Annotated in this window: 15 protein-coding genes; 8 read left to right on the plus strand and 7 right to left on the minus strand. The window is 73.2% G+C overall.

The features are described from left to right. Positions 1-3 precede the first annotated feature (3 nt). Both AB0H83_RS12835 and AB0H83_RS12840 read left to right on the plus strand, forming a co-directional pair. Complete coding sequence (locus AB0H83_RS12835; protein WP_360091505.1) at positions 4-1179, plus strand: PLP-dependent aspartate aminotransferase family protein; 1176 nt, start codon at positions 4-6, stop codon at positions 1177-1179. A gap of 108 nt (positions 1180-1287) precedes the next feature. Continuing rightward, on the plus strand, positions 1288-1965 hold the full coding sequence (locus AB0H83_RS12840; RefSeq protein WP_360091508.1) for a hypothetical protein: 678 nt from the start codon (positions 1288-1290) through the stop codon (positions 1963-1965). Here the strand turns inward: AB0H83_RS12840 and AB0H83_RS12845 are convergent. After that, positions 1953-2075: a hypothetical protein gene (locus AB0H83_RS12845; protein ID WP_360091511.1), complete on the minus strand. Its 123-nt coding sequence runs from the start codon at positions 2073-2075 to the stop codon at positions 1953-1955. The genes AB0H83_RS12840 and AB0H83_RS12845 overlap by 13 nt on opposite strands. A gap of 54 nt (positions 2076-2129) precedes the next feature. Between AB0H83_RS12845 and AB0H83_RS12850 the strand changes: the two genes are divergently transcribed. Continuing rightward, complete coding sequence (locus AB0H83_RS12850) at positions 2130-2372, plus strand: hypothetical protein (protein ID WP_360091514.1); 243 nt, start codon at positions 2130-2132, stop codon at positions 2370-2372. Here AB0H83_RS12850 and AB0H83_RS12855 read toward each other — a convergent pair whose 3' ends face one another. The 3 genes from AB0H83_RS12855 to AB0H83_RS12865 all read right to left on the minus strand — a co-directional run bounded on the left by AB0H83_RS12855 (position 2373) and on the right by AB0H83_RS12865 (position 5315). Then, positions 2373-4481, minus strand: coding sequence for an Hsp70 family protein (locus AB0H83_RS12855; protein WP_360091517.1), 2109 nt, complete (start codon positions 4479-4481; stop codon positions 2373-2375). Positions 4482-4498: 17 nt separating this feature from the next. Further along, the gene (locus tag AB0H83_RS12860) at positions 4499-4948 is read right to left on the minus strand and encodes a DUF427 domain-containing protein (RefSeq protein ID WP_360091520.1); all 450 of its coding nucleotides are present in this window, start codon (positions 4946-4948) and stop codon (positions 4499-4501) included. Positions 4949-5036: 88 nt separating this feature from the next. Next, complete coding sequence (locus tag AB0H83_RS12865; RefSeq protein WP_360091523.1) at positions 5037-5315, minus strand: hypothetical protein; 279 nt, start codon at positions 5313-5315, stop codon at positions 5037-5039. A gap of 122 nt (positions 5316-5437) precedes the next feature. Between AB0H83_RS12865 and AB0H83_RS12870 the strand changes: the two genes are divergently transcribed. Beyond that, the gene (locus tag AB0H83_RS12870) at positions 5438-5821 is read left to right on the plus strand and encodes a hypothetical protein (RefSeq protein ID WP_360091526.1); all 384 of its coding nucleotides are present in this window, start codon (positions 5438-5440) and stop codon (positions 5819-5821) included. 96 nt (positions 5822-5917) lie between these two features. On the opposite strand, the gene AB0H83_RS12875 is transcribed toward AB0H83_RS12870, so the two are convergent. Beyond that, entirely contained in the window at positions 5918-6337 is a 420-nt protein-coding gene (locus AB0H83_RS12875; protein ID WP_360091529.1) for a DUF1810 domain-containing protein, read from the minus strand. Positions 6338-6396: 59 nt separating this feature from the next. On the opposite strand from AB0H83_RS12875, the gene AB0H83_RS12880 reads away from it, so the two are divergent. From AB0H83_RS12880 to AB0H83_RS12890, 3 genes are all read left to right on the plus strand, one after another. Continuing rightward, positions 6397-6948, plus strand: a complete 552-nt coding sequence (locus tag AB0H83_RS12880; RefSeq protein ID WP_360091532.1) for a hypothetical protein — start codon at positions 6397-6399, stop codon at positions 6946-6948. Positions 6949-8401: 1453 nt separating this feature from the next. After that, on the plus strand, positions 8402-9673 hold the full coding sequence (locus tag AB0H83_RS12885) for an arginine deiminase (protein ID WP_360091535.1): 1272 nt from the start codon (positions 8402-8404) through the stop codon (positions 9671-9673). A 12-nt stretch (positions 9674-9685) separates the two neighbouring features. Next, positions 9686-10351 carry a MarC family protein gene (locus AB0H83_RS12890; RefSeq protein ID WP_360091538.1) on the plus strand — a complete coding sequence of 222 codons (666 nt, stop codon included), beginning with the start codon at positions 9686-9688 and terminating at the stop codon, positions 10349-10351. Here AB0H83_RS12890 and AB0H83_RS12895 read toward each other — a convergent pair. Together AB0H83_RS12895 and AB0H83_RS12900 are read right to left on the minus strand one after the other, a co-directional pair. After that, complete coding sequence (locus AB0H83_RS12895) at positions 10348-11091, minus strand: SDR family oxidoreductase (protein ID WP_360091541.1); 744 nt, start codon at positions 11089-11091, stop codon at positions 10348-10350. The genes AB0H83_RS12890 and AB0H83_RS12895 overlap by 4 nt on opposite strands. Next, a complete protein-coding gene (locus AB0H83_RS12900; protein WP_360091543.1) occupies positions 11088-11519 on the minus strand; it encodes a cupin domain-containing protein in 432 nt (143 codons plus the stop codon). Before AB0H83_RS12900 ends, AB0H83_RS12895 begins: the two co-directional genes overlap by 4 nt. A gap of 118 nt (positions 11520-11637) precedes the next feature. Between AB0H83_RS12900 and AB0H83_RS12905 the strand changes: the two genes are divergently transcribed. Then, positions 11638-12204 (plus strand): hypothetical protein, encoded by a 567-nt coding sequence (locus AB0H83_RS12905; protein WP_360091546.1) that lies wholly within the window; start codon positions 11638-11640, stop codon positions 12202-12204. Positions 12205-12220 lie beyond the last annotated feature (16 nt).

A 12220-nucleotide genomic window follows, 5' to 3' on the forward strand; every position in this document is an offset into this window, starting at 1 on the left:
GTCATGCATGACGCGCCACCGAGCATGACCAGGCTCCTGCACCCGGACGTTGCGCCGCAGCCCAGCGGCACGCCAGTGGTCACCCCGATCCACCAGACCAGCACCTACGAGCTGCCCCGCACCGCCGAGGCCGCGCAGATCGCGGCCGCGGTGGCGCCGGGCGCCTACTACACCCGGTACGGCTCACCCAACGCCCGCGAGGCCGAGGCGATGCTGGCCGGCCTCGACGGCGCCGAGGCCGCCCTGCTGGTGGGCAGCGGCATGGCGGCCGTCAGCGCCGCGCTGCTGTCCGTGCTCTCGTCCGGCGTGGCCGCCGGCGGCGAGGTGCTCGCGCAGACCACCCACTACACCGCGACCCTGACGCTGCTGCGCACCATGCTGCCCGGCTTCGGCGTCGACGTGCGGCTCGTGCCGCAGGAGGAGCTCGCCGCCGCGGTGCGCCCCTCGACCCGGGTCGTCTACGTGGAGACGCCCAGCAACCCGGCCATGGCCCTCACGGACCTCGCCGCGGTGCGTGCCGCCGCGCCCGACGCGGTCATCATCGCCGACAACACCTTCGCCACGCCGTACAACACCCGGCCGCTGGACTTCGGCGTCGACCTGGTCGTGCAGTCGGCCACGAAGTATCTCAACGGCCACAGCGACGTCACCGCCGGCGTCGTCACCGGCTCCGCCGCCCTCGTCGCGCAGGCCTGGGAGACGGCGCGGGTGCTGGGGCCGGTGTGCCACCCGTTCGAGGCGTGGCTGCTGGCGCGGGGGCTCAAGACGTTCCCGCTGCGGATGGCCCGGCACAACGCGTCGGGGCTCGCGGTCGCGCAGTTCCTGGCCGGGCACCCGGCCGTGCGCGCCGTGCACCACCCGGGGCTGCCCGACCACCCGCAGCACGACCTGGCGGTGCGGCAGATGCGCGGGTTCGGCGGGATGCTCTCCTTCACCGTCGCCGACGTCGATGCCGCGGTACGGGTGCTGCGCGCCACCCGCCTGTGCCGCAACGCGGTCAGCCTGGGCGGGCCGGAGACGCTGATCACGCATCCGGCGTCGCTGGTGTTCGCGCACCAGAGCCCGCAGGAGCTCGCCGCGTCCGGGATCGACCCGGCGATGCTGCGGCTGTCGGTCGGGCTCGAGGAGCCCGGCGACATCATCGCCGACCTCGGCACCGCACTGTCCACAGTGGACTGACGGTCGAGCTGCCCACCGCACCGCCGGCACCGCTGGCACCGGCGGCAGGCAGCGGGGTGTGTGCGGCACCGCCGCGACAGCAGTCAGCGCCGTGTATACGATGTCGCCGTGACATATCCCGGGGGCCAGCCAGATCCGCAGCAGCAGCCGTTCGGCCAGCCGCCCGGCGCGCCGCCGCAGCATCAGCAGCCGTACGGGCCGTACCAGCAACCCTATGAGCAGCCGGCGGTGGCCGCGGGACCCTACCAGCCACCGGTCTCCGGGCAGCCCTACGCCCAGCCCGGCGGCCACCCGCCCCAGCCGGCCTACGGCCCGCCGACGGGTGCGCTGCCGGTGCCCGCACCCGGCGGCGGCGAGCAGCGCGGCGGCAGGTGGGCGCTCATCGTCGGCGGCGCGGTGCTGCTGGTCATCGCGCTGGTCGTCGGTGGGTATTTCACGTTCCAGCAGGTCTTCGTGCACACGCCGACCGAGGTGGTCGAGGCGTATCTCGACGAGGCCACCCAGGACAACCCCGACCCGGCCGAGCTCGAGCGCTACCTGTGCGCCGACGAGGCGGCGAAGCTGAAGAAGGACCTCGCCAACAACAAGTCCTCGTCGGGCTCGTCGTCGAACAGCACCACGATCCTCGACTGGCACGTGACCGGCGAGTCGGTCAGCGGCAAGACCGCCACCGTCTTCACCGAGTTCACCATCAAGTCCGGCAGCGGCCGCACCACCACCAACAACCTGAACCTCACCCTGGTCAAAGAGGGCCGGGCCTGGAAGATCTGCGGCTACGACGACTGACAGTGGCGCCGCCCGGCCTGCGGCAGCTTGCGGGTCTCGACCCGGTCGAGCACGCCGCGCAGCCGCTCCACCCGCAGCGGGGCGTAGGACTGGCAGCCGAACTCGCTCACGGTGAGGGTCCCAGGCGCCGGCGGGAGATCCGGCTGCCGACCCGGCTGCTGGCGGTGACGCTGGACCTGCCGGTGTCCGCAGACCCGGTGGTGTGGGGCGTGCGCAGCTCGCTGTGGCACGGTGACGTGCCGCTGCGCACGCCGATCACGCACGAGGTGCCCGGCGACGACCGGGTCGTCTTCACCTGGCAGACCGACCGGACCGCGCTGCAGGAGCGGTACCGGCTCGAGTGGCGCTTCCGCAACGATCCCGGCGGGGTCACCGCCCGCGCGCCGGGGCACGGGCAGCCGGCGTGATCAGCCGAGCGCGGCGACGAGCTTGGGCAGGGTCGCCTTGCCGATGTCGCCGAGGCGGGTCTGCAGGTCCGTGATCTGGGCGTCGGTGAATGGCTTGCCGGTGCTGCCGGGGCTGACGACCAGGGTGATGTTGAGGAGCAGGTTCGACTCGACGCCGACGAAGGTGGCGGTCAGCGCCGCCGGCTGCTGCGTGTCGACGTACATGAACGCCTGCTCGCCGACATCCTGCAGCTCGGTGACGGGGCCGTTGAGCTTGGCGGAGTCCAGCATCTGCTTGGCCACGGCGGTGCCGGACGCCAGGCTCGCGTAGACGGTGGCGATGGACATCACCGAGGCGGTCGCGACGGTCGAGCCGGCCTTGTGCATGCGGCTGACCGTGCAGGTGGCACTGCCGGAGAACGTGTTGAGGTTGCGCGACGGCGTCGGGTCGCCGACGAGCTCCTCGTAGGAGCCGTTGATCGAGCTCGTGTCGAGCGTGCCGCAGATGTTCTGGGGCAGCTTCGTCAGCTGGAACCGGCCCGGGCCGCCGGACTGGCCGGCGGCGCCGGAGGTGGCGGATCCGTTCGGGCCGCCGGTCTTGCCGTTGTCCTTCGTCAGCAGGTACACGCCGACGCCGCCGCCGAGCACGACCACCGCGACGAGCGCCAGCACGGCGGCCACGGCGATCCCCGCACCACGGCGCCGTGGCGCGGCCGGCGGCGGCGGGTTCCATCCGCCCGGTGCGGAGGGCTGCGGCGCCGGTACCGTGGAGACGGGGGCCGGGCCGTACGGCGTCGCGGACACGGGCATCGGCGCGGCCCGCAGCCCGCCGGCGACGGTCGAGTCGGGCAGCGCCGAGGCCGGCATCCCGGCGGTGTACGCGCCGGTGTCGTACCCGCCCGCCGGTGACCCCGGGAACGGTGCCCCGGGCCGGCCGGGCGGGAACGGGCCCGGCGACCCCGGTACCGGCGGCCCGTACGGCGACTGCGGCGCGGCGGCCGGCTGCGCGTACCCGTACGGCTGCTGCTGCTGCTGCGCGGGCGGGCCGGAGACGATCATGGGGGACGTCGGCGGGCCCAGCACCGGGGCAGCGGCGGCGAGCGGGGTGCCGGTCGCGTACAGCGACCCCTCGGCCACGACGAGCTCCGGCTGCTCCGCGACGACCGGCGCGATCCCCAGCGCCTCATGCAGCATCGTCGCCACGAGCGGGATCCGGCTGGAGCCGCCGACCAGGAACAGCCCGGCGATCGCCGACGGCGGCACGGCCGCCTCGGTGAGCATCGCCCGGGTCATCGACACCGTCTGGCGCAGCACCGGCCGGGCGAGGCCCTCCAGCTGCTCCCGGCCCAGCGGCACCTCCTTGCCCAGCGCCGGGATCATGACGACGGTGCCGCTGGCGCGCGACAGCATCTCCTTCGCGGAGCGCACGTCGTCCCACAGCTGCCGGCGGGTCGCCGGGCTGGTCCACAGCGTGCCGTACGTCGCCTCGAGGAACGCGACCACGGTGGCGTCGACGTCGAGGCCGCCGACGTCGTTGAGCCCGTCGGAGGCGACCGGCTCGAACCCCTGCGCGGAGCGCCGCAGCAGGGTCACGTCGCAGGTGCCGGCGCCCAGGTCGTACACCACGACACAGGCACCGACGGGCAGCTCGGCGCCTCTCGTCGCGGCCAGGTAGGTGGCCGCGGCGACGGGCTCGGCGACCAGGTCCACGTCGGTGAAGCCGGCCTGCCGGGCCGCCTCGACGAGCACGGCCCGCCGGCCGGTGCCCCAGTTGGCCGGGTGGGTCAGGGTGACGCCGCCGACCGGGCCGGCGACCCGGGCGGCCTCGACCGCCACCCGCTGCAGCACGGACGCGACGAGGTCCCGCACGCCGACCTCGGCGTCGCCGAGCAGGACGCTGGTGTCGTCGACGCGCCGCTTCGGGTTGGGCTCCAGCCGCTCGGGGGCGCTGCGCGCCAGGTGCGCGGCGTCGCGGCCGGTGTGCAGGCGCCCGTCGGGGCCGAGCAGGACCGCGGAGGACAGCAGCGGCGAGCCGTCGAACAGCAGCGGCTGGACCCGCCCGTCGGGCCGGCGCAGCATGGCGATCGTCGTGGACGTGCCGAAGTCGACGCCGAGCCGGAAACCTGTCACGGTCGGCGAGCTTAGCCTCACCAGCCCCTGGTGCCCGGACCGCCCTTCACGGGGCCGGTGATGTCGCTGGTGAGCCAGCCGCCGTAGAAGTCGCCGGGCTGGGCGGTGACCCGCTCACCGTCGACGGTGCACTCGTCGAACCTGCCCGGGTAGAACGCCAGCAGCCCGCGCAGCGCCTCGTAGCCGGCCGCGGGGTCCTCGTAGGACCACGCCCCGTCCGCGACGCCGGCCACCTCCCAGTACGTGGCGACGCCCTTGAACTCGCAGAACGTCTGCCGGTGCGAGCGCCGCGGCTGCCCCGCGACGTCGGCGGGCGGCACGTAGTACACCGGCGGATGCGACGTCTCGAGCACCCGCAGCGCGCGGCTCGTGTCGGCGACGACCTGCCCCGCGTGCCGGACCACGATGTGCCGCGCCGTCCGCTCCACCCTGGGCGGCCGCGGATAGTCCCACACCGACTCGGTCACGATCCCAGGCTACCGCCGTCCGTCCGGGCCGGTGGTTTTCGCTCACCCGGGCCGGTGCTTTTCGCTCACCCGGGCCGGTGGTTTTCGCTTACCCGGGGCGGTGGAACGGCAGGGGCGTGCCGGCGGCGTCCAGGACCCGGATGTAGCCGTCGAGGAGCCCGGCGAGATGGTTCGCCACGTACGCCAGCTCCTCCTCGGCGCTCGCTGTGTCCCCGGCCCGCAGCAGCGTCAGGGCCTTTTGGACCTCCGAGGTGAGGATGGACAACGAGTCACCCTGCACCAGCACCCCGGGGAAGCGCCGGCCGGGCAGCCGCAGCACCGCGTAGTTCTGCGCACCCGTCATCATCTCGACCTCGACCCGCGCCACCGTCCGATGGTACGGCGGCCGGCGGGTTCGCCGTGGTGGCACGTTTCCGGGATTTGTTCCCGCCGCCGGTTGCCTACCTTCGTATTCACCAGCAGGACACAGCACTTACCAGGGAGACAGTGATGAGCGAGTACGACGGCGGCGTGGACTACGGCCACATCGAGACGGGCGAGCAGCACGAGTCGCTCGACCAGCTGCACCAGGTCGACGCGAGCCAGGAGGACTACCAGTCGCAGTTCGGCGTGTACGAGCAGGACCACGCCGCCGCCGAGTCCACCAGCTTCGACCAGGGCCAACACGTCGAGTACACCGGCGCGGACGGCTCGCACTACGAGGAGTCGGACTTCACCTCCTACGACCACTCGGCCGCCGAGACCGACCACATCTTCGCCGCCGAGGGCTCCGAGTCCTACAACGCCAGCGAGTACCACGAGCTCGACGCCTTCCAGGCCCGCCTGGACGCCGCGTTCGCCTCGGCGACCGAGATCAACACCGTCTCGGCGTAGCCCTTCCGCACCACTTTGCCCCTGGCGTGAGGCCGGCCACCGACTTCGGTGGCCGGCCTTCGCCATGTCTCAGGCGTCCGGGTCCGGGCGGGCGTTTCAGACCCGGCGGATCGTCTCGCCGTCCGGGGCACCCTCGAAGAACCGGGCGATGACCCGGCCGAACACCGTCTCCCGCGGCGCGGCCAGCTGGAACAGCGTCATCGACGAGCGCAGCTTCATCGCGTCGACCTCGCCGAGGATCTGCTGGGCGGTCTCCTCGGTGTTGCCGAGCATCGCCTCGGCGCACTCGTGCAGGCGCGGGCCGAGCACCGGGTGCTGCAGGTACGCGCGCGCCTCGTCCAGCGACCCGATCGCGTACCGCTGCGCCATGGCACTCGACCCGAGGCCGGCGATCTGCGGGAACACGAACCACATCCAGTGCCCGCGTTTGCGGCCACTGCGCAGTTCCGCCAGCGCGTCGTCGTACGTGCCGGCCTGAGCCTCGACGAACCGGGCAAGGTCGTACGGATCCTCCATACCGAAAATTGTCGTACCCCGGGGGCATGATGCGTGGGACGGGGAGGGGTGTTTCGGCGATGGTGGTGCAGGTGGCGAGCCGGCGGCGGGGGCAGGCGTCGCTCGCGGCGGCGTTTCCGGGCGCGACGGTGCTGGACGTGACGTCCCGCGGGCCGCAGCCGTGGGTGCGGCTCAGCCCGTTCTATCCGCACGGCGGCATCCCGGTGCCGTTCAGCCCCGGCACGACGGGGCAGTCGGTGGAGGGTATCTGGCAGGCGCTGAAGGTGTTCGAGACCGCCGACGTCGACCCGGCGAAGCTCACCGCCACCGGCATGACGGGCCTGAAGCGGACGGTCCGCCGGTTCGGCGCGGTCCGCGGTCACCGGCGCGGCCTGACCGGCGACACGCTGCTGGACTACGAGTCGTCGCGCCGCCAGATCTACCTGCCGGTGTACCGGTGGGTGCTGGAGCACCGGGCCGCCGACGAGGTGACGGCACTGCGGCGGCTCGCCGCCGCCGGTGACCTGGTGCTGCTCGACTACACCACCAACGGCGACGTCACCGACCTGACGACGCCGCTGTCGCACGCCGCCCTGATCCGCCGTCACCTGCTGTCCGACTGGCCCGGGTGAGCCGCTGAGGAGGAGGTCCACGCCTGTGGCGCCGTCATTGCCGCGACGGGCGGGGGTTCTGCGTGCAGTTGTGACGTCGGGCGGTGCGATTCGGTCGTCGGGGGTGGTTGGCGTCGTTCGTGGCGGAATCGTCGTGTCGCGTGGGACCTGTGCCTGGTCAGGCTGGCCGCGCGAGGTGTCTTGGGATGGGCGCGGGTAGGAACGCTCGTCGGCGCGTGTGCGGTATACAACGCGAGGTCGGCGGCGGGTGGCCGGCTGTGGGCGGGTCCTCTGACCAGGACACCCGACGATCGGACCGCGCTGGCGGCGGCGTGGCTGCCGCGTTGGACCCCGTCACCCTACGGTGACTGCCGGCGTTCGCCTGTCACCCCGTGCGCGGCTGCGGCGCCTGGCCCGCCCTGTGGCTGCGGCGCCTGGCCCGCCCTGTGGCTGCGGCGCCTGGCCCGCCCTGTGGCTGTGGCGACCGGCCTGCCTGTATGGCTGCCGTGCCGGGCCTGCTGTCCCGTGCCGTCTTGGGCCTGCTGTCCCGTGCCGTCTTGGGCCTGCTGTCCCGCGCCGTGCTGGGCCTGCTGTCCCGCGCTATGCCGGGCTGCCGCGCCGCGGGTAGCGGGAGTACTGCGGGCACCGCCGGCCCCACTGGCGATCTTGCCTGGTTGATCGAAGTCGCGGCGTGGTCGTCCGGATGGCCGGGACGCGCCTTTGATCATGGCGGCGATCCGGTTGGCGCGATGCCGGTTCGGGCTCTGCGTCAGCCACGGGCCAGCAGGCCGCGGGCGGGTCAGCGAGACGGGCCGTCCGAGCGCGAGGCGATCTTGCCTGGTTGATCGAAGTCGCGGCGTGGCCGTCCGGATGGCCGGGACGCGCCTTTGATCATGACGGCGATCCGGTTGGCGCGATGCCGGTTCGGGCTCTGTGTCAGCCACGGGCCAGCCGGCCGCGGGCGGGTCAGCGAGACGGGCCGTCCGAGCACGGAGCGATCTTGCCCGCTTGATCGAAGGCGCGGCGTGGTCATCCAGACGACCACCGCGCGACTTCGATCACCGCGGCTGTCCGGCCGGCGCGACGGCCTGGCGGACACGACCATGCGGCGGGTGGCGAGGGCTGCCGCGGATGGCGGGGGTGCCGGGTGCCGCGCCTGGTGGGCGCACCACCCGCACAGCCGGCTCGGCTGGGCCTGCCGTCTGGTGTGCGGGTGCCGCGCCGGGCCTGCCTCTCCATGCGTGGGCGGCGCTCCACGGCCCGCGGTGGGCGGCGCTCCACGGCCCGCGGTGGCCGGCGCTCCACGGCCCGCGGTGGCCGGCGCTCCACCGCCCGCCGCGGGCGGTGCAGCCACCCGATGTGCGGGGCGCATCGGTCGGTCCGGGAATGCTGCGAGGTGTGGGGGCGGCGTGGCGGGGTAGTGCCCGATCCTGCCGCGTCCCGCCCGGGGGCGCACTTGGGGCGGAGGTTCGCAATGCCCGCAGGGTTCGGGGTCGGGTCGGAAGTTGGCCGGCTACGGAAAGTGATCGTGCACCGGCCCGAGTTGAGCCTGCGGCGGCTGACCCCGAACAACCGGGACGAGCTGCTCTTCGACGACCTGCCGTGGGTGAGTCGGGCTCAGGCCGAGCACGACGAGTTCGTCGCGATGCTGCGCGGGCACGGCGTCGAGGTGTACCACCATCAGACGCTGCTCGCCGAGGCGCTGCAGAGCCCGCAGGCCCGCCGGCACGCGGTGGAGCGCGCCGTGACGCATCTGTCGGTGGGGCCGGCGCTGCTCGAACCGGTGCGCGAGGAGCTGGCCGGGTGGGACGGTGAGACGCTTGCCCGGCACCTGATCGGCGGACTGACCAAGGCCGAGTTCTTCGACCTGGTCCGCGAGCGGCGCGCCGACCTCGACCGGCGGTCGCTGGTGGCGGCGCTGGCGCAGCCGAGGGCGTTCGTCCTGCCGGCGCTGCCGAACTCGCTGTACCAGCGTGACCCTTCCGCATGGCTCTACGGCGGGGTGTCGCTCAACCCGCTGTTCTTCCACGCGCGGCGGCTGGAGACGATGAACCAGAGCCTCATCTACCACTATCATCCGATGTTCGCCGGGGCGGACTTCCAGTACTGGTACCCGCCGATGGGTGACGACGGCAGCTTCGACGAGGAGGACTTCGGCCGGGCCTGCCTCGAGGGCGGCGACATGATGCCGATCGGCAACGGCGCCGTCGCCGTCGGGGTCAGCGAGCGCACCAGTGCGCACATGGTCGAGCACCTCGCGCTGGCGCTGTTCGCGCAGGGCGCGGCGAGCCGGGTGATCGCGGTGCAGATCCCGCCGAGCCGGTCGTACATGCACCTCGACACTGTGTTCACCCTCGTGGACCGGGACAAGGCGACCGGGTACCCGCCGGTGGTCGACGGCGCCGCCGCGTTCACGCTGTTTCCCGGGGACCGGGCCGGCACCCTCGACGTGCGCCGGGACAAGGGGCTGGTCGCGGCGTTCGAGGATGCGCTCGGCATCGGGCACCTCGACATCATCCCGACCGGCGGCGACCCCGATCAGCGGGCCCGGGAGCAGTGGGACAGCGGCTGCAACTTCGTCGCCGTCGAGCCCGGGGTCGTGCTGGGCTACCACAAGAACGAGTACACCAACCGCAGCCTGCGTGACCACGGCGTCCAGGTGGTGGAGATCGAGGGCTTCGAGCTCGGCAAGGGCCGCGGCGGCGGGCACTGCATGACCTGCCCGATCCTCCGCGACGGGCTGTGAGACCGCAGCACGATGTCCAATGTGGACCTGGCGGTGCTCATGCTGCTGGCCCTCGTCGGCCTGTACAGCCCGGTGGCCGCCGTGTCGTCGTACATCCCGCTGCTGAAGCCCATCGACGCGCGGCAGCACTCGCGGCTCGCGTTCGGGCTGTTCGTCAACGTCGCCGCGATCGCCGTCGGCACGATCCTCGTCGGTGAGCCGCTGCTGGAGCTGCTCGGCCTCACCCCCGCAGCCCTGTCCGCGACCGGTGGCATCGCGCTGATGATCGCGGCGGTACCGCTGATGCTCGGCCGGACCGACGACCCGGCGTCGGCCTCCACCGAGGCGGCCCTGTCCCCGCCGTCCACGTCGTGGCGGTCGGTGGTGTTCATGCCGCTCACGTTCCCGCTCACCGTCGGCGGCGCCACGATCGCGGTTCTGATCAGCTTCCGCGCCCAGGTCGAGGGCGTCACCGGCGTCCTGGTGCTGGTCCTCGCCGCCCTGGTGCACGCCGCGGTCACCGGCGCGTGCGTGTACGTCGCCGGCCACGCCGGGCGCCGCCTGTCCGACCGTGCCCGCATGATCCTGGACCGGATCGCCGGCATCCTGCTCACCGCGATCGCCGCGACGCTGCTGGCGAGCGGCTTCACCCGCCTCGCCGTCGACGTCCTCACCTCGATGGGCGTGCTGCGGGGCTAGCGCGGAACTCCGGAGAGCCAGTCGCGGTACGTCGTCGACGCGATGAGCGCCCCCTCGCCGGCGGTGAGCGCGTCGCCCGGCACCGCGGCGTACAGGCCGGCGGCCGGGTCCGTGACGACGGTGCGCTCGTCGCCGCGGGCGGCGAGGGTGATCCGGCCCAGCTCGTCGAGCGGGAAGACCTCCGGGCCGGCGACGTCGAGGGTACCGCCCAGCGGCGCACCCGCGCTGACGTCCGCCACGGCCCGGGCGACGTCGGCCGCGGCGACCGGCTGCAGGGGTGTGGCGGGCAGCCGGACGGTGTGCTCGTCGGCGGTCCACGACAGCACTGTGTCGACGAACTCGAAGAACTGCGTGGCGCGCACGATCGAGTACGGCACCGGGCCCGCCTTCAGCAGGTCCTCCTGCAGCACCTTCGCCCGGTAGTGCGCGACGCCGGGGACCCGGTCGGCGCCGACGATCGACAGCACGACCGCGTGGCCGACGTCCGCGTCGCGGGCGGCCGCGAGGAAGATGTCCATGCTGGCGCGGAAGAACGCCGGGGACGCCTCGTCGAACGACGGCGCGTTCGTCAGGTTCACCACGACCGCCGTGCCCCGCACCGCATCGGCGACGCCCCGGCCGGTGACCAGGTCGGCGCCGGTGGACCGGGAGTGCGGCACCGCCTCGTGGCCGGCCGCGCCGAGCATGGCGACGACCTGCGAGCCGATGCGGCCCGTGCCGCCGAAGACCGCGATCCTCACGCCGTGACGCGGCGGTGGGCCCGGCGGGCGAGCTCGTCCTCCTCGACGAGGGTGAGCATCGGCGTGCCCGGCGCGCAGAACATCGTGACGGTGAACCGGACCGGCACGTCGTCGCGGTGGTTGCCGTCCTGGTAGTGGATGACGTCGCCGCCCGGCTCCCAGAACGCCTCGCCGGCCCGTACCACCCGCGGCGGCGCACCCTCCAGCTCGAAGAGCATCTCGCCCTCCAGGACGTACCCGAACGCCGGCCCCGAGTGCCGGTGCGGCGGCGAGCCCGGGTCGCCGGGCGGGAACTCCACGACGATCGTCATCGCGTGCGCCCCCTCGGCGGGCTGCGGCGGTGACGCCTCCTGCAGCACGGTGATGGCCGACTGCCAAGCATCCGACGGGTGCCGCCTCGCGGCGTCCGTCGACGAGATGTCCTGCATGGCGGGTGACGTACCCGCGCCGCTCCCTCTCACACCGCCGAAACCGCGGAGCGAGGGTGAGGTCGTCCGGCACGCCGCGGGCTAGCGTCGGTCGTGGCTCCTCGGGAAAGGATCTGCCATGTCCTCGACTGCCGCCATCGTCGCCATCGTCGTGCTCGCCCTCGCCCTGGTCGCGATCGTCGCGGCCGTCGTCAGCCGGTACCGCCGGACCGAGGCGTTGCGGCAGCGGTTCGGACCGGAATACGAGCGGGCGGTCGGCGAGCGGCACAGCCGCCGCGCGGCCGAGCGTGACCTGCAGGAGCGCGAGCGGCGCCACGCCGAGCTGCAGCTCAGGGAGCTCGATCCGCAGCAGCGGCAGCGGTACGCCGAGCAGTGGGAACGCATGCAGGCACACTTCGTCGAGGAGCCCGAGGCGGCGACGCGCGAGGCCGACGAGCTCGTGACGAAGGTGATGGAGGAGCGCGGGTACCCCACCGACGACTACGACACCCGGGTCCAGGATCTCAGCGTCGACCACGCGGAAACGCTCGGCCACTACCGAGACGCACACGAGATCAACAAGGTGAACCAGCGTGGGCAGGCGTCGACGGAACAGCTGCGGCAGGCGCTGATGCACTACCGGTTGCTGTTCGCCGACCTGCTCGGCGACACGTCGGGCGGCCGGCCGACCCCGCGGCACGGCTGAGCACGGTCATCGACTT

It is taken from the genome of Dactylosporangium sp. NPDC050688, assembly GCF_040654515.1.
Lineage (GTDB): Bacteria > Actinomycetota > Actinomycetes > Mycobacteriales > Micromonosporaceae > Dactylosporangium.

Excerpts from the sequence above, each read along its gene's own strand:
- AB0H83_RS12900 (WP_360091543.1), bottom strand. The coding sequence starts at position 11,519 with ATGCAGGACATCTCGTCGACGGACGCCGCGAGGCGGCACCCGTCGGAT.
- AB0H83_RS12870 (WP_360091526.1), top strand. The coding sequence starts at position 5,438 with ATGAGCGAGTACGACGGCGGCGTGGACTACGGCCACATCGAGACGGGC.
- AB0H83_RS12890 (WP_360091538.1), top strand. The coding sequence starts at position 9,686 with ATGTCCAATGTGGACCTGGCGGTGCTCATGCTGCTGGCCCTCGTCGGC.
- AB0H83_RS12875 (WP_360091529.1), bottom strand. The coding sequence starts at position 6,337 with ATGGAGGATCCGTACGACCTTGCCCGGTTCGTCGAGGCTCAGGCCGGC.
- AB0H83_RS12880 (WP_360091532.1), top strand. The coding sequence starts at position 6,397 with ATGGTGGTGCAGGTGGCGAGCCGGCGGCGGGGGCAGGCGTCGCTCGCG.
- AB0H83_RS12905 (WP_360091546.1), top strand. The coding sequence starts at position 11,638 with ATGTCCTCGACTGCCGCCATCGTCGCCATCGTCGTGCTCGCCCTCGCC.
- AB0H83_RS12835 (WP_360091505.1), top strand. The coding sequence starts at position 4 with ATGCATGACGCGCCACCGAGCATGACCAGGCTCCTGCACCCGGACGTT.
- AB0H83_RS12885 (WP_360091535.1), top strand. The coding sequence starts at position 8,402 with ATGCCCGCAGGGTTCGGGGTCGGGTCGGAAGTTGGCCGGCTACGGAAA.